21 protein-coding genes and 1 pseudogene are annotated in these 23,294 nt (G+C 62.1%); 16 read left to right on the top strand and 6 right to left on the bottom strand.

All coding sequences use genetic code 11. From position 1 onward, the window contains the following. The first annotated feature begins 93 nt into the window (after positions 1-93). A complete protein-coding gene (locus R1T40_RS08080) occupies positions 94-723 on the top strand; it encodes a LysE/ArgO family amino acid transporter (RefSeq protein ID WP_317386536.1) in 630 nt (209 codons plus the stop codon). Positions 724-817: 94 nt separating this feature from the next. Beyond that, positions 818-1,759, top strand: a complete 942-nt coding sequence (locus R1T40_RS08075) for a pirin family protein (RefSeq protein ID WP_317386535.1) — start codon at positions 818-820, stop codon at positions 1,757-1,759. On the opposite strand, the gene R1T40_RS08070 is transcribed toward R1T40_RS08075, so the two are convergent. Then, positions 1,737-3,356 carry an ABC-F family ATP-binding cassette domain-containing protein gene (locus R1T40_RS08070; protein ID WP_317386534.1) on the bottom strand — a complete coding sequence of 540 codons (1,620 nt, stop codon included), beginning with the start codon at positions 3,354-3,356 and terminating at the stop codon, positions 1,737-1,739. The two genes, R1T40_RS08075 and R1T40_RS08070, sit on opposite strands and share 23 nt — an antisense overlap. A 232-nt stretch (positions 3,357-3,588) precedes the next feature. Between R1T40_RS08070 and R1T40_RS08065 the strand changes: the two genes are divergently transcribed. Both R1T40_RS08065 and R1T40_RS08060 read left to right on the top strand, forming a co-directional pair. Continuing rightward, complete coding sequence (locus tag R1T40_RS08065) at positions 3,589-4,512, top strand: DMT family transporter (protein WP_110684116.1); 924 nt, start codon at positions 3,589-3,591, stop codon at positions 4,510-4,512. Positions 4,513-4,625: 113 nt separating this feature from the next. Continuing rightward, entirely contained in the window at positions 4,626-5,633 is a 1,008-nt protein-coding gene (locus R1T40_RS08060) for a DUF1036 domain-containing protein (RefSeq protein WP_317386533.1), read from the top strand. A 32-nt stretch (positions 5,634-5,665) separates the two neighbouring features. On the opposite strand, the gene betI is transcribed toward R1T40_RS08060, so the two are convergent. After that, a complete protein-coding gene (gene betI / locus R1T40_RS08055) occupies positions 5,666-6,256 on the bottom strand; it encodes a choline-binding transcriptional repressor BetI (RefSeq protein ID WP_106162846.1) in 591 nt (196 codons plus the stop codon). 194 nt (positions 6,257-6,450) lie between these two features. Here betI and R1T40_RS08050 point away from each other — a divergent pair. The 3 genes and pseudogenes from R1T40_RS08050 to betA all read left to right on the top strand — a co-directional run bounded on the left by R1T40_RS08050 (position 6,451) and on the right by betA (position 11,142). Next, a pseudogene (locus R1T40_RS08050) lies at positions 6,451-7,660 on the top strand (BCCT family transporter). Positions 7,661-7,884: 224 nt separating this feature from the next. Then, the gene (betB, locus tag R1T40_RS08045; RefSeq protein WP_317386532.1) at positions 7,885-9,342 is read left to right on the top strand and encodes a betaine-aldehyde dehydrogenase; all 1,458 of its coding nucleotides are present in this window, start codon (positions 7,885-7,887) and stop codon (positions 9,340-9,342) included. 144 nt (positions 9,343-9,486) lie between these two features. Continuing rightward, positions 9,487-11,142: a choline dehydrogenase gene (gene betA, locus R1T40_RS08040; protein WP_317386961.1), complete on the top strand. Its 1,656-nt coding sequence runs from the start codon at positions 9,487-9,489 to the stop codon at positions 11,140-11,142. Positions 11,143-11,240: 98 nt separating this feature from the next. Here betA and R1T40_RS08035 read toward each other — a convergent pair whose 3' ends face one another. After that, entirely contained in the window at positions 11,241-11,633 is a 393-nt protein-coding gene (locus tag R1T40_RS08035; protein WP_317386531.1) for a hypothetical protein, read from the bottom strand. Positions 11,634-12,016: 383 nt separating this feature from the next. Between R1T40_RS08035 and R1T40_RS08030 the strand changes: the two genes are divergently transcribed. Continuing rightward, positions 12,017-12,256: a YdcH family protein gene (locus tag R1T40_RS08030; protein ID WP_106162843.1), complete on the top strand. Its 240-nt coding sequence runs from the start codon at positions 12,017-12,019 to the stop codon at positions 12,254-12,256. A 57-nt stretch (positions 12,257-12,313) separates the two neighbouring features. Here R1T40_RS08030 and R1T40_RS08025 read toward each other — a convergent pair whose 3' ends face one another. Continuing rightward, the gene (locus R1T40_RS08025) at positions 12,314-13,702 is read right to left on the bottom strand and encodes a helix-turn-helix domain-containing protein (RefSeq protein ID WP_317386530.1); all 1,389 of its coding nucleotides are present in this window, start codon (positions 13,700-13,702) and stop codon (positions 12,314-12,316) included. 257 nt (positions 13,703-13,959) lie between these two features. Next, positions 13,960-15,153, bottom strand: coding sequence for a multidrug effflux MFS transporter (locus R1T40_RS08020; RefSeq protein ID WP_317386529.1), 1,194 nt, complete (start codon positions 15,151-15,153; stop codon positions 13,960-13,962). Positions 15,154-15,505: 352 nt separating this feature from the next. Here R1T40_RS08020 and R1T40_RS08015 point away from each other — a divergent pair, with 352 nt between their 5' ends. The 8 genes from R1T40_RS08015 to R1T40_RS07980 all read left to right on the top strand — a co-directional run bounded on the left by R1T40_RS08015 (position 15,506) and on the right by R1T40_RS07980 (position 22,649). Continuing rightward, positions 15,506-17,038, top strand: coding sequence for an acyl-CoA carboxylase subunit beta (locus tag R1T40_RS08015; RefSeq protein WP_317386528.1), 1,533 nt, complete (start codon positions 15,506-15,508; stop codon positions 17,036-17,038). A gap of 12 nt (positions 17,039-17,050) precedes the next feature. After that, the gene (locus tag R1T40_RS08010) at positions 17,051-17,398 is read left to right on the top strand and encodes a hypothetical protein (RefSeq protein ID WP_317386527.1); all 348 of its coding nucleotides are present in this window, start codon (positions 17,051-17,053) and stop codon (positions 17,396-17,398) included. A gap of 365 nt (positions 17,399-17,763) precedes the next feature. Next, positions 17,764-18,168 carry a DUF6497 family protein gene (locus R1T40_RS08005; protein WP_243394945.1) on the top strand — a complete coding sequence of 135 codons (405 nt, stop codon included), beginning with the start codon at positions 17,764-17,766 and terminating at the stop codon, positions 18,166-18,168. 214 nt (positions 18,169-18,382) lie between these two features. Beyond that, positions 18,383-18,526 (top strand): hypothetical protein, encoded by a 144-nt coding sequence (locus R1T40_RS08000; protein ID WP_165798096.1) that lies wholly within the window; start codon positions 18,383-18,385, stop codon positions 18,524-18,526. A gap of 69 nt (positions 18,527-18,595) precedes the next feature. Then, positions 18,596-18,943 (top strand): hypothetical protein, encoded by a 348-nt coding sequence (locus tag R1T40_RS07995; protein ID WP_317386526.1) that lies wholly within the window; start codon positions 18,596-18,598, stop codon positions 18,941-18,943. Between the two features lie 561 nt (positions 18,944-19,504). Further along, complete coding sequence (locus R1T40_RS07990; protein ID WP_106162837.1) at positions 19,505-19,708, top strand: hypothetical protein; 204 nt, start codon at positions 19,505-19,507, stop codon at positions 19,706-19,708. A gap of 143 nt (positions 19,709-19,851) precedes the next feature. After that, positions 19,852-21,885, top strand: a complete 2,034-nt coding sequence (locus tag R1T40_RS07985; protein WP_317386525.1) for an acetyl/propionyl/methylcrotonyl-CoA carboxylase subunit alpha — start codon at positions 19,852-19,854, stop codon at positions 21,883-21,885. A 236-nt stretch (positions 21,886-22,121) separates the two neighbouring features. Beyond that, entirely contained in the window at positions 22,122-22,649 is a 528-nt protein-coding gene (locus R1T40_RS07980) for a hypothetical protein (RefSeq protein ID WP_317386524.1), read from the top strand. Between the two features lie 76 nt (positions 22,650-22,725). Here the strand turns inward: R1T40_RS07980 and R1T40_RS07975 are convergent, their stop codons facing one another. Next, entirely contained in the window at positions 22,726-23,259 is a 534-nt protein-coding gene (locus R1T40_RS07975) for a DUF4174 domain-containing protein (protein ID WP_317386523.1), read from the bottom strand. Between the last annotated feature and the right edge of the window lie 35 nt (positions 23,260-23,294).

Raw genomic sequence — 23,294 nt, 5'->3', positions numbered from 1 at the left:
TTGTGCTTAATCCAGATGAGTATCTTTAATTGGATTACCGAAATGCATCGGGGTAGTCAAAGTGACATTGACCCAGAAAGAAAGAGCCACGCCATGTTTTCGCCCCTCGCTGCTGTCGATGCCTTGCCGACCCTGATGGCGGGCTTTGGCCTCGCCTTCAGCCTGATCCTGGCCATCGGGGCGCAGAACGCCTTTGTGCTGCGGCAAGGTATCCGGGGCCAGCATGTGCTGCCGGTCGTGCTGACCTGCGCTGTGTCGGACGCCGTGCTGATCACCGCCGGGGTGGCCGGATTTGGCAGGCTCACCACTGCGCTGCCGTGGTTTGAGACCGTGATGCTGATCGGCGGTATTCTGTTTCTGACGTGGTATGGGCTGCGCGCTCTCAGGGCGGCCTGGACGGGCGGTGCCGCGCTCAGAACCGAAGGGCAGGGCGCCCAGATGGCGCTCTGGCCCGCAGTTCTGACCTGCCTGGCGTTCACGTGGCTCAACCCGCATGTCTATCTGGATACGGTGGTCCTGCTCGGGGCGATCTCGGCGCAATATACGCCGGCGTGGATTTTTGGCCTTGGGGCGGTCACCGCGTCCTTCGTGTTCTTTTTCACGCTAGGCTATGGCGCGCGGCTCCTGGCGCCGGTCTTTGTCCGACCGCGCGCGTGGCAGGTGCTGGATGCGCTGATTGGCGTGGTGATGCTGGCGCTGGCGCTGAAACTCGCCCTGATGTGAGGCCGCGCGCAGGGCCTGTGCAGAACCAACAGGCTGTCAGACGGTCTCGCATGGTCTATCTTAAAAGGCAGAGTTGCGAGGAAAGGACAGGCCCATGAGCTGGAACCCGACACTGGAACCAAAATGCCCCGATGCGGGCAGCCTCGACAGTATCGAGACGCTGATCATTCCCCGTGCCCGCGATATCGGTGGGTTTGAGGTCCGCCGCGCCTTGCCCGCGCCGCGCCGCCAGATGGTGGGGCCGTTCATCTTCTTCGACCAGATGGGCCCGGCAGAGTTCCTCACCGGCGGCGGCATCGACGTGCGCCCGCATCCCCACATCGGCCTTGGCACCGTGACCTATCTCTATCAGGGCGAGTTTGAGCACCGCGACAGCCTCGGCACCCATCAGATGATCCATCCGGGCGCGGTCAACTGGATGGTGGCCGGCAAGGGCGTCACCCACTCCGAACGCACCTCGGAAGCCACCCGCAAGGGCCAAAGCAGCCTCTTTGGTATCCAGACATGGATCGCCCTGCCCGAAGACAAGGAAGACATGGCGCCGGTGTTTGAACACCACGGCAAGGAGGCGCTGCCGTACCTGACGGGTGAGGGCAAGGAGGTGCGGTTGATCCTCGGCACCGCCTGGGGAGAAACCGCGCCCGTTACCATGCAGTCAGAAGCCTTCTATGCGGACGTGATCCTTGAGGCCGGGGCCAAGCTGCCGATGCCCGACAATCATGAGGACCGCGGGCTTTATATCACGCAGGGTGCGGTAGAGGTGGCGGGCCAGACCTTTGAGACCGGCCAGATGATGGTGTTTCGCCCCGGCGATGCCATCACCGTCACCGCCGGGCCGGAGGGCGCGCGGCTGATGGCGCTGGGCGGCGAGACCATGGGCGGCCCCCGCCATATCTGGTGGAACTTCGTCGCCTCCTCGAAAGAAAAGATCGAAGAGGCGAAACAGGCCTGGGCGCGCGGCGATTTTGCCAATAATCCGCGCTTTCATCTGCCGCCGGGGGATGACAGCGAATTCATTCCGTTGCCAGACCGCTGAGGCCCTTGTCCGAAAGCGAAATGCGGCGGGTCAGGTTGATGCGCTCCAGAAACGGCTGGTCGTGGCTCACCACGATCAGCGCCCCGGTGTAAGCCCGCAATCCGGCCTCCAGCGCCTCAGTCGCGTCCAGATCAAGATGGTTCGTGGGCTCGTCCAACACCAACAGCTGCGGCGGTGAGGGCCGTCCCAAAGTGCAAGCCAACCCCGCCCGCAGCCGCTGTCCACTGCTGAGGGCCCCGGCCTTGCGGTCGCCGTCGCCCGCCCGGAAGCGAAACCGGGCCAGCGCCGCGCGGGCGTCGGTTGCGGTGGCCTCCGGGTTCAGGCGGTGGTAATTTTCCGCCAATGTCTGATCCTGCGCCAGAAGGCTGACGTGTTGATCCAGCAGCACCGGATCCACGGTCAAGGCGATGTCTCCCGCAGTTGGTACCAACTGGCCAAGGATCACCGACAGCACTGTCGACTTGCCACAGCCGTTGGGACCGGTGAGGGCGATCCGCTCCGGGCCGGTGATCTCCAGCGACACGTCCCGCAGGACCGGCGCGGCCTCGGCATATCCCGCCGTCACATTCGCCATTTGCAGCACCCGTCGCGTGGCCGACAGGCCGGTGTCGGCGATCTCCATCCGGATAGGCTCCAGCACCTCGATCCGCGCCCGGGCCTCCGTCAGCGCGTCCTCGGCAGTCGCAAGACGGTCTTCATGCAGCCGCGCCGCTGCCCCTTTGGAGGCCTCGGCCCGTTCCTTTGCCTTGTCGAGCAACATCTTGGGCTGACTGCCAGAGGCCCGCGCGGCCTTGCCCGCCTTGTCGCGCCGTGCCTTGCGCTCTGTCGCCTCTTGCACCCGACGACCGAGCTGCTTGCGGGTTTTCTCGGCCTCCGCCAGATCATGATGCGCCGCCGCCAGGGCCGCCTCCCGCTCGATCCTGAAACTGCTGTAGGGACCGGTGTAGCGCGTCGCGCCAAGCGCGGTCAGTTCGACAATGGCGTCCATCTCCTCGAGGATATCGCGGTCATGGCTGACCACCAGCGCGGTCCCGCGCCAGGTCCGAAGGATGTCACGCACCGCCGCGCGCCCCTCGATATCGAGCGTATTTGTCGGCTCGTCCAGCAACAGGATGTCGGGGGACTGAAACAGCAATGCCGCCAGCGCGGCGCGCGTGCGCTGGCCACCGGACAGGCCGGCCAGCGTGGCCTCCGGCGCAATCTGCAAGCCGCAGGTCGCAAGGGCGGTCGCCATGCGGGCGGGCAGGGTCCAGTCGGCCTCGGCTAGATCCATGGTGGTGGCCGTGCCTGCTTCCGCCCGGTTCAGCAGGTCCAGATGCGGGGCGACGCCAAACAGCTCTGCCAGACTCAGCGTCTCATCAGAGGCCACGTCCTGTTGCATCCACCCCAATGACCCGGTGGTGATGACCCGCCCCGACGCGGGGGGCAGCCGCCCTGCGATCAGGCGCAGCAGGGTCGTCTTGCCGGTGCCATTGCGACCGACAATCCCGGTACGTCCGGGGCCAAATGAGAGGGAAAGATCGTCGAAAAGCGGCCGGGCGTCAGGCGCGGACCAGCAGAGGCTTTCGAGAATGACGGAGGCGGAGGGAGACGGCATGATAAAGAACCACGTGCAGCGACACAAAAAGGGCGAGTGCGGCAAGGGTCTGGATCATGGATGCGGTCTTCCTCTGTTACCTATCCCTCAAACATAGAGAGCCTGGAGCCAATGGCAAGGGGGCGACCGGGTAGGGCGGGCCGCTTGTACCCGTGACGCGGACGTAAAAGGGGTACAATATTTCACAAGTGAAGGGTTGTCTTGCCCCGGCAATGGGTGTCTGTTTTGCGCCATGACCGATGCAACGACCCTGACAAGCGAGCCGACCTCCAACCCTCTGCGTGGTGTCTTCTGGATGCTGGTGACGGGGCTCAACTTCGTGGCGGTGACGGCGCTTGTGAAATACATGGGGCCGCGCATCCCGCCAGCCGAGAGCGCCTTTCTCCGCTACCTCCTGGGGCTGGTGTTCCTGATCCCGATGATCGGCTCGCTCAGGGCGGTGAACTGGACGCGGCAATTGCACGGGCTTTTTGCGATGCGGGGCGCGGTGCATGCGCTTGGGGTCATAATGTGGTTCTTTGCCATGACGCGCATCCCATTGGCCGAGGTCACGGCGATGAATTACCTCTCGCCGGTCTATGTCACGCTGGGGGCCGCGCTCTTCATGGGCGAAAAACTGGCGTTTCGCCGCATCGCGGCCATCGCGGTGGCGCTGCTGGGCGTGGTGGTGATCCTGCGCCCCGGCTTTCGCGAGGTCTCGCCGGGCCATTTGGCGATGCTGGTCACCGGATTTGCCTTCGGCCTGTCCTATCTCCTGGCTAAAACCATGGTCGGGCGGACAAATCCCACCGTGGTGGTGGCGATGCTGTCGCTTTGGGTGACTCTTGGCCTCGCGCCCTTTGCGCTGATGAATTGGGTCACGCCGACACTGGCGGAGCTGGGTCTGCTGTTCTTGGTCGCCTGTTTTGCAACCGCCGGCCACTACACCATGACGCTGGCCTTTGCCGCCGCGCCCCTGACGGTCACGCAGCCGGTGACCTTCCTACAGCTGATCTGGGCGACGCTTCTCGGGGCGCTGGCTTTTGGCGAAGGGGTCGATGCCTGGGTGGTTCTGGGCGGCACCATGATCCTCGCGGCCGTCACCTTCATCACCTGGCGTGAGGCGATGCTGAAGCGGCGCACGGTCACGCCAGCGCCATATGCGATGAAATCCTGACCGGGCGAGGTCTGGCCAATTCGGAATTTTGAAATATTTTGCGCTCCGCCTGTCGTCAGGGCGTTACACTTGTGTGATACGCCTGACTGCGGAAATACGAAGTCAGTGGTGCCATGCTTCATCATCTCTTGAGACGGCTACTCTGGCTGGTGCCCGCTCTGGCGGTGTCTTCCGGCGCGCAAGCGGCATTGGATGTTTGCAACGACACCGCTGCCAGTCACAACGTCGCCATCGGCTATGAGAGTGAGCAGGGCTGGATCTCGGAAGGGTGGTGGCAAGTGCCCGCAGATGGCTGTGCGCGCGTCGTCTCCGGCGATTTGCCGCGCCGCTTCTATTACCTCCGGGTTGAGACCGAAGGCTGGGGGTTTCTCGACGACAAACTGGGATTTTGCGTTGATGACAAGGCCTTTGCCATTGCGGACGACGACAATTGCGCCCGGCGGGGATATCGGCAGGAAGAGTTCGCCCGCATCGACACGGGACCGGACACACCAGATTTCACATATGCCCTGAGCGCCAACCTGAAACGCGATTTCCTCAACTCCGCCCCAGGTGCTGCATCATCGCAGCTCAGGCATATCGCTGTGTTTCAGGGCTGTTTGCGCGAAGTGGACCCCTACGTGAGTTTCTGCACCTTCATCGGCGAAGGGCGGCGTTTCGTGGTCTATGATGACGGTCGGACACCAGATGCGCTGCTGCAGCAGATGCATTCGCTCCCGCAGGGGCGCAGCGTCGCGCTGACCGGGCAGCGTGAAGATGTGTTTGATACCACGTCGGAATTGATCCTCAGCAACATCGAAGTGCTGCCGATGGACCGCTTTGATCGTCTGTTGGCACGGCTGCAGGGCCGCTGGCAATCGGTCGATGACCCCAATGACAGCTTCCGCGTGACCGGCGCAGAGCGCGTGAACACCTATGCCGGTGCGGAAACATCAGTGGAGTATATCTCGATCCAGACGCAATGCGCCGGCAGTAAAGACGAACAGGGGATGTATCTGTTCACCTGGGACCGCAATGCCGGGACCAGCCTGTGCTATCGCATTGCACAGGCGTCCGACGAACAGCTGTCGCTGGTCTATCTGCCGATCGGGACCCAGCTGACCTATCGACGCGAGAGTTGAGGGGGGGGCAGGGGCCTGCGCCGGGTGGCGGTTCAGGCGACCAGCTCTCGAGAGGTGACCAGATCCACCACCCGATGCGCGGCGCGGCGGGCGCTGGCGCTGTCGAGTGGGTCGTCCGACTGCGCCGCCTGAAGCCAGACACCATCCATATAGCTTTGCAGCGCCAGGCGTGCGGTTTCGATCTGGTCGGCGGGGACAAGCTGGCTCAGCTCGGCCACAAAGTGGCTCCGCACCCGCGAGCGGTTGATGCGGTGCAGGCGGGCCAGTTTTGACGAATAGGGCGCGCTGGCCCAGAACTGCATCCAGATGCTGCATTGCGGCACAGTAAAGAGCGAATCTGAGAAGTTCGCATCCATCAACGCATAGAGCCGTTCGTGTGGCGATTCGGCCTGTCCGTAGCCCGCCACCATGGCGTAGCGCAGCTTGCGCAACAGATGCCGCATGGTGGCCTCCATCAGCCCTTCCTTGGAGCCGAAGTAATAGCTGATCGAAGCGGCGGAGGTGCCAGCTTCTTGTGCGATTTCCGCCATTGTTACAGTGCCATAACCCCGTTTGTGAACGGTGACGATGGTGGCTTCAATCAGTTCTTCGTTGCGGATGTCGCGGATGCGTTTTCGTGCCATGAAATAAGAGTGCGTCAGCCCGGATGAGTGTTCAAAAATTGGCGTCCAAAAACCAAAACTTGAATGACCATTCAAAATTTGGTTAGGTTATGCAGACCCTGATTATCACGATCACGGTCTCCAACAACAATAACATCGCCCCGCCGGGACGCCAGTGTGTGTTCCTGCGACCAATTCACTGGGAGGTGAAATTCATGACCTATTTGATCTCAGCAGGTATTCTTCTGGCGTTCGCGCTGGTGGCATTCTGCGTCATCAAGTGGTGGAACCTGGAGGTGGTCGGCGTCACTCCCGTGCCGCTGTTCACGTTCATCGCAATCCTGTTTACATCCGGTCTCGACGTGGGGCTGATCATGTTCCCGCTGGCCTGGGACTTCCCGCTTTATGCGGATGTGGAAAACAATCCCGCCTATGGGTTCACCAACCCGCTGGCGCTGGAGTTCGGTTTCTGGGGCTTCCTGATCTGGGGCTTCTACTTCCTGACCACCTTCTATTTCTGCGTCATCGAACCGCGGGTGAAGTTCTTCGAGATCCCGGTGGTCAAGTGGATCAACAACATCGTCATCATCGGCACCTGTGCCTTCACCGGCGCATTGTTCCTGATCTATCTGCCCTATTACGCCACCTTCATGGGCGACGGCGAGACGGTGATCCCGGCCTTCTATGTCATCACCTTCCTGGTGATCCTGTTTGCCGCCTTCTCCTCGACCGACATCAAATACGTGCGCATCCTGTCGCTGGGCTCCACCGGCCTGTTCATGGTGCTGATCCTGGGCATGTGGGCCTATTCCGGCATGGGTCTGGGTGAGTTTGCGGGCACCGCCGGCAACATCGGCGGCTACTTCTCCAATATCCACAAGTTCGTGCTGCCGCTCACCGATTACCATGAATTCTACCTGTTCTGGTGGTTCGCCTGGTCGATCATGATCGGTCAGTTCACCTCGCGCTTTGTCGGCGGTCTGAAGACCTGGCAGGTGCTGGCCGCGCTGCTGATCTTCCCGTCGATCCCGCTCGGCGTGTGGTTCTCGGTGCTGTACTACTACCACCTGAACGAGATCCCGACGACGCTGTTCATCAATGTCTCGATGATGGTTGTGGGCGTTGTCTTTGTGATCAACTCGTTTGAACTCGCTGATCCGCCTCTATACCGACAACCTGAACCTCACCACCAAACGCTTTGGCAAGCTGCCCTATGTTCTGGGCAACGCGGTTGTGCTCTTTGCGCTGACCGTCGCCTTCCAGAGCCAGTGGCTGCAAATCCAGTGGATCGGTGCCGTGGTGATCGGGCTCTACGTGAGCTGCCTGATCTACATCTTCGCGGTCAAGCGCAACGAGGTCATGGCCATCGAGGCCAGCCCGGATGAGAACGATCTCGATTTCTCCAAGATCGAAGCCGTGCACTAAGACGCACCTCGGTGTCGCCCTGCCTGTGCCCGCAGGCCGGGCGGCACCACCCCGGGTCCGCTACCGACCCATGCACGATCGACGCCTCCTGCGCCCATCCTGCATGTGCCGGTCCCCGAAAAACCGCACAGCTTCGTGTTCCGCATCTGCGGGCACGAAGAATCCCACACCTTCCCGCGCCCTGCGGGACACCACGCTGACCTGAGAAGGAAAGAGGCGAGACCATGACACATCCGGCCCAGCCCAAAGCCAGCCATTTCATCAATGGCGAATATATCGAAGACACCTCCGGCACCCCGATCCCGGTGATCTATGCCGCCACTGGCGAAGAGATCGCCCGCGTGTATGCTGCCACCCCCGCCATCGTCGATCAGGCGCTGGCGTCTGCGCAGGCGGCACAGAAGATCTGGGCGAAGATGTCCGGCACCGAGCGTGGCCGGGTGCTGCGCCGCGCCGCCGACATCATGCGCGAGCGCAACCATGATCTGTCGGTGCTGGAGACCTATGACACTGGCAAGCCGTTGCAGGAAACTCTGGTGGCAGACGCCACCTCGGGCGCTGATGCGCTGGAGTATTTCGGTGGTCTGGCGGCAAGCCTGACGGGCGAACATATCCAGCTGGGCGAGGATTGGGTCTATACCATCCGCGAACCTCTGGGGCTCTGCGTCGGCATCGGCGCCTGGAACTACCCGACGCAGATCGCTTGCTGGAAAGGCGCGCCTGCATTGGCCTGTGGCAACTCGATGGTGTTCAAACCCTCCGAGACCACGCCGCTCTGCGCGCTGAAAGTGGCTGAGATCCTGATCGAGGCCGGTGCGCCTGCGGGGCTGTACAACGTCATTCAGGGCATGGGCGAAGTGGGCGCTTCTCTGGTCACCGATCCGCGCGTCGACAAGGTCTCGCTCACCGGCTCCGTGCCCACCGGAAAGAAAGTCTATGCCGCCGCCGCCGAAGGCATGAAGCATGTGACCATGGAACTGGGCGGTAAATCCCCGATGCTGGTGTTTGAGGACGCCGACATCGAAAGCGCCATCTCCGGCGCGATCAACGGCAACTTCTACTCCTCCGGTCAGGTCTGCTCCAACGGCACCCGCGTCTTTGTGCACAAGGACATCAAGGAGAAATTCCTCGCCCGTCTGGCCGAGCGCACAGCGACCGCCAAGCTGGGCGACCCGATGGATGAAGAGGTGAACTTCGGCCCGATGGTGACCGAAAACCAGATGAACATCGTGCTGGGCTATATCGAGAAGGGCAAGGCAGAGGGCGCACGGCTGATCTGCGGCGGTGCGCGCGCCGAGATGGACGGCTACTACGTGCAGCCCACCGTCTTTGCCGATGTCACCGACGATATGACCATCGCCCGCGAGGAGATCTTTGGCCCCGTCATGTGTGTGCTCGACTTCGAAACCGAAGAAGAGGCGATCACGCGCGCCAATGACACCGAGTTTGGCCTGTCCGCCGGTGTCTTCACCAAGGACTTCACCCGCGCCCACAGGGTGATCGGTCAGTTGGAAGCGGGCAGCTGCTTCATCAATTCCTACAATGACGCGCCGGTCGAGGCGCCGTTTGGCGGCGTGAAGGCCTCTGGCGTGGGGCGTGAAAACTCCAAGGAGGCGATCAAGCACTTCAGCCAGGTGAAGTCGGTCTATGTGCGCATGGGCGATTGCGAAGCAGCCTTCTGAGGTCTGCACCTAAACGATAGGGCGCGTCCTTTTGGGCGACGCCCACCCACCCACCCCGTCGCCCAAAAGGACGCGCGGGACCAGAGAAGCTATGCCTTTTGGTCAGCCCCGACGGGTCGGCCCTGTGACAGGAGAATGGACGCGATGAACGCGGATTACGTGATTGTTGGGGCCGGCAGCGCAGGCTGCGCCATGGCTTACCGTCTGAGCGAGGCGGGGAAATCGGTGCTGGTGATCGAACATGGCGGCACCGATGCAGGCCCGTTCATCCAGATGCCGGGCGCCTTGAGCTACCCGATGAACATGGCGATGTATGACTGGGGCTACAAATCCCAACCCGAGCCGCATCTGGGCGGGCGCGAGTTGGTCACCCCGCGCGGCAAGGTCGTCGGCGGGTCGTCCTCGATCAACGGCATGGTTTATGTGCGCGGCCACGCCGGCGACTACAACCACTGGGCCGAAAGCGGCGCGACAGGCTGGTCCTATGCCGACGTGCTGCCCTATTTCAAACGCATGGAGACCTGGGACGACCGCGGCCATGGCGGCGATCCCGACTGGCGCGGCAAAGATGGCCCGCTGCATGTCACTCGCGGCCCGCGCGACAACCCGCTGCATGATGCCTTTGTGAAGGCCGGGCAGCAGGCGGGCTATCCGGTCACCAAGGATTACAACGGCGAGCAGCAAGAAGGCTTTGGCCCGATGGAGATGACGGTCTACAAGGGTCGCCGCTGGTCCGCCGCCAACGCCTATCTGAAGCCTGCCCTGAAACGCGACAATTGCACCATGATCCGCGCGCTGGCCCGCAAGGTGGTGATCGAAGACGGCCGCGCCGTTGGTGTCGAGGTCGAGCGCGGTGGCCAGATCGAGGTGATCCGTGCGGGTGCTGAGGTGATCCTCGCAGCCTCCTCGCTCAACTCGCCGAAACTCCTGATGCTGTCGGGCATTGGTCCCGCCGCGCATTTGGCAGAACACGGGATCGAGGTGATCGCAGATCGCCCCGGCGTTGGGCAAAACCTGCAGGACCACCTGGAGTTCTACTTCCAGTTCGCCTCCAAGCTGCCGATCACGCTCTATAAATACTGGAACCTCTTCGGCAAGGCGCTGGTCGGCGCGCAGTGGCTCTTTACCAAAACCGGGCTGGGGGCCTCCAATCAGTTCGAAAGTGCGGCCTTCATCCGTTCCGACAAGGGTATCGACTACCCGGACATTCAGTATCACTTCTTGCCCATCGCAGTGCGCTACGACGGTCAGGTTGCTGCTGAGGGGCACGGGTTCCAGGCCCATGTCGGCCCGATGCGCTCCGCCTCGCGCGGTGAGGTCACGCTGGCCAGCGCCGATCCCAACGCTGCGCCAAAAATCCTGTTCAACTACATGTCGACCGAGCAGGACTGGATCGATTTCCGCAAATGCGTGCGCCTGACGCGTGAGGTCTTTGCCCAGGATGCGATGAAGCCCTACCTCAAGCATGAGATCCAGCCCGGCACCGACCTGCAAACCGATGAGGAGATCGACGGTTTCCTGCGCGAACATGTCGAAAGCGCCTATCACCCCTGCGGCACCTGCAAGATGGGCGCGGTGGACGACCCGATGGCGGTGGTCGACCCGGAATGCCGGGTGATCGGCGTCGAGGGGCTGCGGGTGGCGGATAGTTCGATCTTCCCGCGCATCACCAATGGCAACCTCAACGGTCCCTCGATCATGACCGGCGAGAAAGCCTCCGATCATATCCTGGGGCGCCGTCTGCCGTCCTCAAATGCAGAGCCTTGGTTCAATCCGGATTGGGAGACCTCGCAGCGCTGAGCCCTGCACTGTCAGTCACGCCTAGCCGCCCCCTGCATCCGCAGTGGGGCGGTTTTTTATGGACGTGTCTGAAAGTCCTGTTGGTCGAAAAGCGAGATTTAGTTGCCGTTGGGCGAAATGGCCCGAAGCTCTGTTACGACCCCTCTTGCCACGATCTGGCCCCCTTCATAGCAATTGAATTTTAGACCAACCGATATCCGTTTCTGGTGGTAGCACACCATTTCTCTCACCAGGATGTGCATCCGAGCCTTGTATGTTCCTACAAGCGGGATGCCCTTCTGCATAGGTGTGCCTTCGGTATCCAGAAAATTTGGCCAAATCATGTAGATTTCTGCATCCAGATAGCGCTCTCGCTCTAGAGGATTGTCCTCTGCATAGCCGAAATCCCAGCGAATGTAGTTGTGTGGAGGCGCCCGGCGCCCTCGCTGCTCTTCGGTAAGGATCGTAATCTCAGCTTCGAAGTCAGGCTCGGTCAAATACAGGTCGGTCATGGAAGAAATGGGTCGCATAATCAGAGCCAGCGAACAACGCTTTATGGCAGTGAAGGGCTCAAAGCAGACCAGCCTGATTTGAAGGCTGTCTTTATTCCTCTCCCTATGCCCGATCAGACAGCTGCTCCGTGTCGGAGTGGGGTGGAGCAGGTGAGCAGTTCCTCACACGGTTCTAAACCTCTGCCACCCTACGGCACACAATGTTGCAGCGCTTCAAATCGGGCGCAGGTGCGGCACCTTGACTTGAGGGCCGGATATCGCGGCGATGCCGGCCGCACGTCATTCGGGGGTTTTGAATTCCTCCAAAACTTGATCCCGGTCAAAGTGTGCCTGCGAGTCATCTTCTAAGCTCTTGTCAAACAACACAGACAAGGAGCGAACAGATGTCGCATACCCCGCATGAACTGGCCGAGGAATTCCCCGAAAAAGCCGCGCTGATCAGCGATCTGAAGCAGTCGGACGCTCATTTTGCAAAGCTGGCGGATGAATACCACGACGTGAACCGCGCCGTGCACCGCGCCGAAACCAATGTGGAGCCGGTCTCGGAGCAGGCCGAGAGCGAGCTGCGCAAGACACGCGCGACGCTCAAGGATGAGATCTGGGGTATCCTGTCCAAGGCCTGAGGGCCGAGGCAGCGGTGAACCACGACGGGCCGCAGCAAATCTGCGGCCCGTTTTGCGTCAATTCACCCGGTAGGGCAGCACGCTGCGTTCATTGGTGTCCACCGTGAGGCGGCGTTCCAGTGGTGGCACCGAGCGTTGATGGCAGTGCTGGCGCTCGCAGATGCGGCAGGAAATCCCGATCGGCTCAAACGCCGAGGCCTGCGTCACATCCAGCCCGTCTGCAAAGACCAGCGCATCCGCGTGGCTCACCTCGCAGCCCAGCGAGATCGCATAGCGCCGCACCGGTGCCCCGAAAGATCCGCCCGGTTTCGACACATCCCGCGCCAGCGAGATATAGCGCACCCCGTCCGGCGTCTCGGCCAGTTGCCGCAGGAAGCGGCCCGGTGTCTCAAAGGCACGGTGCACGTTCCACAAGGGGCAGGCACCACCAAAACGTGCAAATTGCAGCCGGGTGGCAGAGTGGCGCTTGGTGATGGTGCCGGCCTGATCGACGCGCACAAAAAAGAACGGGATGCCCTTTGCGCCCGGGCGCTGCAGGGTCGACAGCCGATGCGCCACCTGCTCGATCGAGGCGCCAAAGCGGATCGCTAACAGCTCCAGATCGTGACGGCAGGCCTGTGCAGCCTCAAGGAAGCGGGTGTAGGGCATCAGCGCCGCACCGGCGAAATAGTTGGCAAGACCGATCTTTGCAATCGACCGGGCTTCTTCGGTCTGGAACTTTGCAAAATCCAGCGTTGCATCCAGCAGGTCGCCGTAGCGCAGGAGCGCCAGCTGCAACAGCATCTGGAACAGTCGGGTCTGCGGCGCGGAGCGATGCGACAGCGCCAGCACCTTGGTTTCCGGATCATAGGCACGCAGGCCTTCCATGTCGCGCAGGGTCAGGGTGACGCCCATCTCCTGCAGGGCGGTTTCGGCGTTGAGGCGGGTGTCGCCGCTGCCCGAAAACCGCTCGGCCGCGCGGTCGACCGCGTCGATGTAATTGTCGCAATAGTGAAAGAAATCGCGCACCTCCTCCCAGGGGCTGGCCTGAATGCGCGCATCCTCGCGCCCCAAGGCTTCGTCCAGCGACGCAAGCCGCTCGTGGGTCTGGCGATAGGCGCGGTGCAGGCTGAGAAAGGCGCGCGCCAGTGCTGGCGCGTTGGAGGCAGTAAGGCGCAGATCCGCCAGCGGCGGCACGTCCTCGGCAAAGACCGGATCGGCCATGGCCTCGCGCATGTCGGAGATCAGCCGCTCGCTGTCCCCGGATGACAGCTCCGTCACATCCAGCCCGAACTCCTGCGCCAGCGCCAGCACCACGGTGGTGGAGACGGGGCGGTTGTTGTTCTCCATCTGGTTCAGATAAGGCAGGGACACGCCGAGCTTGGCGGCGAAATCCTTCTGGGTGAGGGCGAGGCGGGTGCGCATTTCGCGCAGCTTCGCCCCGGCATAGAGCTTTTGGGTGGCCATGCGGCATGCCTTTGCAAATAGGATCCGCTAAAACTGTAGAAGTGCAAAGTCGGGCTGGCAAGTCGTGGAATGTCGCCAGCGTCTGCGTTGCGTCTGACGCGAGGCTCCCGCCTGCGACGCCCAGCTTTAAAAAGCTGACGTTGCAGTTGGGCCGAGCGCGTCGCGCGCCCCGAATGGGGCGCGCGACGCGCGGGTCGCTTCGGGCGCAGCCCGAAGCGAAACACCAGCCTTCGGCGTGGCGTTAGGCCGGAAAAGGCTTAGACCGTGAGGCCAAGCTGACGTTCTCGTTTTATCACGTAAAGGATGGCGATCAGCCCGAAGATACTGCTGGCAAACATGATTTCCAGCAGTGGTGAGGCATTGGAGCCCGGCGCCAACAGCCAGCTTGCGGCCGCCGACAGCGCAGCCCCGGCGCCAATCATGATCGCCGAAGACAGACCCGCCGCCGTGCCCGCCAAGTGCGGGCGGACGCTGATGGCGCCGGTGGTGCCATTGGGGATCGCCATGCCGTTGCCAAGGCCGACAAAACACATCAGGCCAAAGAAGCTCCACACCGTGTCCCAGCCGACCAGGGTGATTGTCAGCGACAATCCGACCCCGAAGATGTTCACGATCGCGCCCCAGAATACCATGGCGTTGATCCCGACGCGCTCCGAATACCGGCCTGACAGGAAATTGCCCATGAAATAGCCGAGGGCCGGCGCAGAGAGGTAGAAGCCCAGTTCGGCACTGTTGAGCCCGTAGACTTCGCTGCCCACAAACGGGCTGCCACCGAGGTAGGCAAAGAAGCTGCCCGCCGACAGGCCTGAAGCCAGCGAATAGCCCCAGAACCGCGGCGAGCGCAGCAGCTCCGGGTATTCGCGGAACTGTTGCAGCAGTGTCTTGCCGCTCTTGGTTGCGGTCTCGCCAAAATCGGCGTGAAAAATCGCGAGTGTTGCGACGCCGCTGGCAAACAGCAGCCAAAAGCTGGAGTGCCAGCCAAAGGCCTGATCCAGAACCCCGCCAAGCGCCGGACCGATCATCGGAACCACGGTCATTCCCATGGTGACATAGCCGATCATGCTGGCCGCCTTGGGGCCATCGTGCATGTCGCGAATGGCGGCCCGGCTCAGCACCATGCAGGTGGCCACCACCGCCTGCGCCATGCGGAACGCGAGAAAGATGGGCGCCGTGGGCGAGAAGATGCAGCCCAGCGTCGCCAGAAGAAACAGGATCAGCGACGCCATCAACACCGGCCTGCGACCCATCTTGTCCGAAATCGGGCCGATGAAGATCTGCACCACGGTACTCGACGCGAGGTAGAGCGGCACGGAGAGCGCGATCATGCGATACTCGACCCCGAAATATGCTGCCATGCTGGGAAGTGAGGGCTGAAAGATGTTCATGCCAAGTGCGGACAGGCCGGTGAGCAGGATCAGCGTCCAGATGGTCGGGGGCGTGGTGCGGGTCACTATACGTCTCGGTTTAGTTTGCGTGTTAATCGTCTAGTCCGGCGCTTCGTTAAAGTCCAACAAAGCTGCCGGTGTGGTACAATTTTGCCGAGTGGCGACACCCGTTGGCCAAAGGCCTCGCGGGTCGTGGGCGCCGGAGCCACATTGCATCTTCCATAGATGCGGCGCCGAGGATCGATTTCCACAGCTGGTTTGCGAATTTGCTGCTTTGCACTCGGGGTATGCATTGCATTTGCAAATTTGCGATATTTGCCTTGGGCTGATGCTGGCTGCGCGTTAGGGTCGCCGATAACGAACCCGGTTCAAAATACGTTCGAAACATTGGGCCCAAACTGATCAGGGGGCATTTGCCATGAAGGATATCCTTGCCGAACTCGAAGAGCGCCGCGAAGACGCGCGCCTTGGCGGCGGACAGAAACGCATCGATGCACAGCATGCCCGCGGCAAGCTGACCGCGCGCGAACGCATCGAACTGCTGCTGGACGAGGACAGCTTTGAAGAGTTCGACATGTTCATCAGCCATCGCTGTACCGATTTCGGCATGGAGAACAACAAACCTGCAGGCGACGGCGTGATCACCGGCTGGGGCACCATCAATGGCCGTCAGGTCTATGTGTTCTCTCAGGATTTCACGGTGCTGGGTGGCTCGGTCTCCGCGACACATGCGCAGAAGATCTGCAAGATCCAGGACATGGCGATCCAGAACGGCGCGCCGATCATCGGTCTCAACGATTCTGGTGGTGCGCGCATTCAGGAAGGCGTCGATGCGCTCGCCGGCTATGCCGAGATCTTCCAGCGCAACATCATGGCCTCCGGCGTTATCCCGCAGATTTCCGTCATTATGGGGCCTTGTGCGGGCGGCGCGGTCTACAGTCCCGCAATGACCGACTTCATCTTTATGGTGAAGGACACATCCTATATGTTCGTGACCGGCCCGGACGTGGTGAAGACCGTCACCAACGAACAGGTCACCGCCGAGGAACTGGGCGGCGCGTCCACCCATACCAAGAAATCCTCCGTCGCCGATGGCGCTTTTGAAAACGATGTCGAGGCCCTGGCCGAGGTGCGCCGTCTGGTGGACTTCCTGCCCGCCAACAATCGCGAGAAATCTCCGGTGCGCCCGTTCTTCGATGATCCGGCCCGGATCGAGGACAGCCTTGATACGCTGATCCCGGAGAACGCCAACACGCCGTATGATATGAAGGAACTGATCACGAAGGTCGCCGATGAGGGTGATTTCTACGAGATCCAGGAAGACTTCGCCAAGAACATCATCACCGGCTTTGTGCGCCTTGAGGGGCGGACCGTGGGCGTGGTGGCAAACCAGCCGATGGTGCTGGCCGGCTGTCTGGACATCGACAGCTCACGCAAGGCCGCGCGGTTCGTGCGGTTTTGCGATGCGTTTGAAATCCCGATCCTGACCTTTGTCGATGTGCCGGGCTTCCTGCCGGGCACCTCCCAGGAGTTCGGCGGCGTCATCAAGCACGGCGCCAAGCTGCTGTTTGCCTACGGTGAGGCGACGGTGCCCAAGGTTACGGTGATCACCCGCAAGGCCTATGGCGGCGCCTATGACGTGATGGCCTCCAAGCATTTGCGCGGCGATTTCAACTACGCCTGGCCGACGGCAGAGATCGCGGTGATGGGCGCCAAGGGCGCGACCGAGATCATCCACCGCGCCGACCTGAAGGATGCGGAGAAGATCGCAGCGCATACTGCGGATTATGAGGACCGTTTCGCCAATCCCTTTGTGGCGGCAGAGCGCGGCTTTATCGACGAGGTGATCCAGCCGAAATCGACCCGCCGCCGGGTGGCGCGCGCCTTTGCCTCTCTGCGCAACAAGAAGCTGCAGAACCCGTGGAAGAAACACGACAACATCCCGCTTTGATCCCGGATCCCCATGGCACCTCGCTGGCACATATCCCGCGCTGAGGGGGAGCTGACGCTCTCCCGACAGCTGCCCGCCCGGTTTGACGTGGTGGCCACCACCACTCTCCCTGTGGGTGATCCCATGCGGCTGGCACATCAGATCCGTCAGGACATGTGGCGGGCGCTGCAGCGGGTGCGGGGGTTCTCTCCAGTGGTGCGGCTGACCCGGCAGGGCGAGGTGATTCGCGTTGAGGCGGGCGGGCGAGTCGTGGCCCCGGTGGCGCCGGGTCTGGCGTCGGAGATCGGGGCGGTTTTGGCGTGCCCGGCGCGGCGCGCCCGTTGGGTGGCTCAGGCGCAGCGCTCCGGGAGGACGCTTTGATGGCGCTAGAACAGCGCAATAATAGGGGAATGTTCGGGCAAATTGCATCCGGGGTGACGCAATTGCGCCTGTATGCCGCCCGCATGTTCCCAAACAGATCGCAGGTTGGGCGGGATCACATGGTTTTGCACAAATTTGTAACAGGGTTTAACTCAGAGGCCGAATCGGTTGCATGCTCTGCCACAGCCGAATTGAGTTTAGCGCGCGCCCTAGGCGCAGCGCCCGCAGCCCCGGCAGGAGGAGCCCGATCTGATTGGGGTCGGGGCTGCGGCAAATTTGGATCTTTCCCACAATTTCCAGCACAAGCAGTGGTTGAAGTTACGCCCGTCAGTCGGCGCTCTGCGCCTGTGCAACACCTGTGTGCCGTGGCTGTTTCATGCGTCGCGCTGGTGCTCGGCAGCGGCGCGGACGCCGCATCGGGGCAGGGCGAGGCACCGGCTGCCAGCGCAATCACAGTTCCCTCTGGCCAGCCTGTGACCCTCTCCGAGGTGCTGCTGGACACGGCGCCCGGTGCGCTCTGGGCGCGGTTTCGCTTTGTCGCGCCGCAGATTGCGGAGCAGACCACGCAGGAGGCCAGCGCCACTGATATTGATTTCCTCTGTGCCAAGCTGGCCGTGCCATACCTGACACACCACGCGCTGGCGCCGGACCGCGTGGTGATTTCACTGGCGGATCGCGATCTGCCCTTTGGCAGCACCGCACCCGAAGCGACGCAGTTCTTCGAGACCTACCGCGTTGATGATGGTGTTTGCGTCTGGGAGGGGTTCTGATGCTGCTGCCAGAGACACCACATCGGCATTTTTCTGCGATTTTCGCGCCACAGCCCGCTGGAGACGCGGAATTTTCATATAACCTTGAAACCAATGCCGCTATGCTGCGCGCAGGACGCAAAAATGCGCCTCGGTCGGGTGGGTTTTCCGCTAGGCTGACAGAGGTACGGGCACGCGCCCGTGCAGGTTTCATCAATGATCTTAGGAGACTGACATGTCCAAGAGCATCAAACTTCTCACTCTCGCCGGTCTCGTGGCCGCCGTTTCCGCATGCGCAGGCCAGCGCGAAGAAGAATTCGTCGTGGTCGAGCCCGAGCCGATCTCGCAAGAACCGGTCTACACCGGCAAATACAAGTAATCACTTCAGGGGTCCGGCCCTGTGGCCGGACCTTTCCGACCTGCGGGGTGCCGGACCGGAGGCACACCCATGCTAAAACATCGCGGCTTTCCGGGCCGTCTTCCGGGCACAGATTTCCAATATATCATCCGCCGCCCCAATCCCAAGGGCGTCACACCGATCACCAAGCGCGAGCGGTATCGTGATCGCAGGCCTGCGGACAAGCGGGCCGATGCCGGTTTCATGAAAGCGCTGTGGGAATGCTTCGGCGACCAGCCGTTTGAGCGCGGCAATCTCGACGCAGGGCGGCTGAGTTGGCTGTTCGGGCGCGAGGTGGTGGCCGTGGATGACCCCTTCGATCCTGAAAGCTACGACTCGCTGCTGGTGATTGACGTCGAAGTGGCGCGCAGGTCCTTTCCCGAGGCCTTTGAGGGCTGATCGTATGCGGGATATGCGCCATATCGCCCGAATGCCCCTCTTGTTGCAGCAAAAAGCTGCGCATTCAGAGGTATGTCCGGGCCTGATCGGCGCATTCCCGCTCTCACATTTGGAAAGTGCGCGGCCTGCTGCCCAAAAAATCCATACGCTTACGATTTGGTTTTCAGGCCTGCAGATGGCTGTAGGGTCAAATCAGCCGTCACAGCCATTTCGTCCCTTCTGGTTGCTGTTCTGGCCCCAAAACCTGACTGGGCAGCTGTGTGCATCCCCGCGCCAGCTGCCCATTTTTGGTCCCCACTCTCTCTCCCTGTTTGCCGCGGTTCGCAGTCTGCCTGCGCCGCGAAAAACCCTGACGGGGCAGGGCGGTAGCGCTTCTGTTCAACTCGACATCGACCCTAAGGGCGGCTGTCGGCGCAGATGGGCGAAACCTTGCCATTTGCGCCAGTTTCACGGGCGATCCGTCGCCCATCGCAACGCTATGCATGGAACATATCTGGACGCTCCGCGTTGTCCGGGCAAAGTGAGACGCAATCTAGCAGTCCCTCCCAAAGGAGCATTTCGATGCGCAAATCTATCATTGCCGCCCTCATTGCAGGCACCACGGCCCTTGCCGCATGCGGCGACACCACTGGCGAACAGGCGCTCTATGGCGCGGGTGCAGGTGCGGCCGGTGCCGCGCTGCTCAACGGCAGTCTGGTCACCGGTGCCGCCGTTGGCGTCGCAGGCAACCTCATCTACTGTCAGGAAAATCCGGGCCGCTGCTAAGGGCGCCCGGGGTGCGGAGCTGATCCGCGTCCCCCTGACCGTTTTCCACGACGCTGGCACGCCGCCGCCACGGATGATCTCCGTGCGCGGCGGTTTTGCGTGCGCGCGTCCGACATCTCAACACCGACCACAAGGGACAGCCCATGTTTGACAAGATCCTGATCGCCAACCGGGGGGAAATCGCCTGCCGCGTCATCAAGACCGCGCGCAAGATGGGCATCCAGACGGTCGCGATCTTTTCCGATGCCGACCGCCAGGCGCTGCATGTGCAGATGGCGGATGAGGCGGTGCATGTGGGGCCGGCGCCGGCCAACCAATCCTATATCGTCATCGACAAGGTGATGGAGGCGATCCGGGCCTCCGGCGCGCAGGCGGTGCATCCGGGCTATGGCTTCCTGTCGGAAAACTCCAAATTCGCCGAGGCGCTCTCGGCCGAGGGCGTTGCCTTTGTCGGCCCGCCGGTGGGCGCGATCGAGAAGATGGGTGACAAGATCACCTCGAAGAAGATCGCTCAGGAGGCCGGTGTCTCCACCGTGCCCGGCTACATGGGGCTGATCGAGGACGCGGACGAGGCGGTGAAGATCTCCGGCGAGATCGGCTATCCGGTGATGCTCAAGGCCTCCGCCGGGGGCGGCGGCAAGGGCATGCGCATCGCCTGGAATGACGAAGAGGCCCGCGAAGGCTTCCAGTCCTCAAAGAACGAGGCTGCTAGCTCCTTTGGCGACGACCGGATCTTCATCGAGAAATTCGTCACCCAGCCGCGCCATATTGAGATCCAGGTGCTCTGCGATGCGCATGGCAACGGCGTCTATCTGGGCGAGCGTGAATGTTCGATCCAGCGCCGCAACCAAAAGGTTGTCGAAGAAGCGCCCAGCCCCTTTCTCGATGAAGAGACCCGCCGCGCCATGGGCGAACAGGCGGTCTCGCTGGCCAAGGCGGTGGGCTATGCCTCGGCCGGGACGGTGGAATTCATCGTTGATGGTGAGCGGAATTTCTACTTCCTTGAAATGAACACGCGCCTGCAGGTGGAACACCCGGTGACCGAGCTGATCACCGGCGTCGATCTGGTCGAGCAGATGATCCTCGTCGCGGCAGGCAAGGAGCTGTCGATCACTCAGGATGACGTCAAACTCACCGGCTGGGCGATCGAGAACCGGCTTTATGCCGAGGATCCCTATCGCAACTTCCTGCCCTCGATCGGCCGTCTGACCCGCTACCGCCCGCCAGCGGAAACCGCCGCATATACCCCCGGCGTGGCGCCGGGCGAGGCGGGCCCCGTGGTCGTTCGCAATGACACCGGCGTCTACGAAGGCGGCGAGATTTCAATGTATTACGACCCTATGATTGCTAAGCTCTGCACCTGGGCGCCGACCCGGGAGGCGGCGATCGAGGCGATGCGCATCGCGCTCGACAGTTTCGAGGTCGAGGGCATCGGGCACAACCTGCCGTTCTTGGCAGCGGTGATGGATCATCCAAAGTTCATCTCCGGCGACATCACCACCGCCTTCATCGCCGAGGAATATCCCGACGGCTTTAGCGGGGTGGAGCTGCCCGAGGGCGATCTGCGCCGCATCGCCGCCTCCTGTGCCGCCATGCATCGCATCGCCGAGATCCGCCGCACCCAGGTGTCGGGCCGGATGGACAACCACGAACGCCGTGTCGGAAACCATTGGGTGGTGGATCTGCAGGGGCAGACCTTCAAGACTCATGTCGCCGCCGATCCCGAAGGCGCCACGGTGACCTTCGAGGAGGACGGCGCTGCCATCCGCGTGACCTCCGACTGGACGCCGGGCGACCTGCTGGCGCATGTGGAGACCGATGGCGCGCCGCTGGTGCTCAAGGTCGACAAGATCACCCAAGGGTTCCGCGTACGCAGCCGTGGGGCAGAGCTGAAGGTGCATGTGCGCCGTCCTCGTCAGGCGGAACTGGCCGCCTTGATGCCGGAGAAGCTGCCGCCCGACACCTCCAAGATGCTGCTGTGCCCGATGCCGGGTCTGGTGGTGAAAATCGACGTCGAAGTGGGGCAGGAGGTGCAGGAAGGCCAGCCGCTCTGCACGATCGAGGCGATGAAGATGGAAAACATCCTGCGTGCCGAGAAGCAATCCGTGGTCTCCAAGATCAACGCCGCCGCCGGTGACAGCCTTGCCGTCGACGACGTGATCATCGAATTCGAATGATCTGATGACCCCGCGCGCCCGGATATTCCCTGATCCAACCCGGTGGCCGCACGGCCCCGGCAGGGCGTACGCGCGCGGGTCAAAAATACCGCAAAATCCTGCGCTTGCGCGGGGTGTGTTAAGGCTTTCTGAACGCCCGCGCCATAGGGTTGGCACATCCAGCTTGCCGGGTCGCTCTGCGCCCCGGTCTCAAGTGCGCGCCAAAGTTTCTGAAGGTCTTGCCCGTGGTCCTACCTATGTCCTTGCCCCGTTCCAGTCGCCTTATGCGTGCCACTGTTTTGGCTCTGCTGAGTGCCGCGCTGATTGCGGCCTGCAGCCTCGACCAGGAGGAGAAGGTGCGCGCGCAGGTGGAAGACTGGGTCAAGCTGGGCGAGACGCATTATTTCTTTTCCCGCGTGAACTGCACCGCCGCATTGTTCGAGGTGAAGGCCACCCGCATCAGCTCCATGGTGAAAAAGGTCCGCGATGTCGAAACCGGCATGCGTATGATCACCGAGGGCACCGCGGTTGCATTCGAGATCGACGGCATGTCACCCACCGTGGTCACCGAGCAGATCATGACCCGCGATCTGCCGCAGGGCATCGGGGTTCTGTCTTCGGGCACCAGCGGCAAGGACTGCATGGCAGTAGAGATGGAAGAGGCTTATTTCAACGCGCTTCTGGACCCGACTTCGGTGCTGATCTTCGAGCCGGAAGAGAAGTTCATGGCCGTCTTCGACCGGCGCAACCGGCGCCTGTTCTACTCGCGCGGCCGCACCTCCTAACGGATCACGCCCACGGATGGCAGGTTCGGCAGGGTTGGTCGGGCCGCTACGGTTGGCAGGGCAGGGCGCGCAGCGCTCACCCGCCCCGTCGGTCTTCGACTTCGCGCTGCCGCATCGGCATCTTGTCGATGGTGCGGCTCAACTCCCGCACGCTCCATGGTAGCGGTTTGCGCAGCTTCACGCCGCCATCCTTGCCGATCAGCACCAGCATGAACCCGCGTGGCCGCAGCTTCTTGCGCAGGGCGGATTTGGCGTCCGGATCGGTGTCGACAAACACCAGAACATCGCGGGTCATCAGGGCCGGGATGTCCTGCAGGAATTCGTCGATCTGCTCCTGGTACCGCGGATCTGCCGGGCTGTCGGCAAAGACCACCACCGGGCGGTGGGTCCACCGGTATTCGCCGATCTCCACCTCATACCCGTCGCGGATCTCGAAGGCGGGCGCTGCCTCTTCTGCGGTCAGATCGACCGGGGAGGCATCATCGCTCAGGCCCGCCACCGAGGGAGCAGGCGGCTGCGGGCTTTCCTGTGCGGCCAGAACGGCAGGCGCGAGGGCCAGCGGCAGGGTGGCAACTGTGGCAAGCAGGGCCAGTGTATTCAATTTGTTCATACGCTCTCCTATGAGCATAAATATATGTGGTCCAA

It is taken from the genome of Tritonibacter scottomollicae (assembly GCF_032924845.1).
Lineage (GTDB): Bacteria > Pseudomonadota > Alphaproteobacteria > Rhodobacterales > Rhodobacteraceae > Epibacterium > Epibacterium scottomollicae.
The sequence above is the reverse complement of the archived record's forward strand: the minus strand, read 5'-3'. Positions and strand labels throughout refer to the sequence as shown.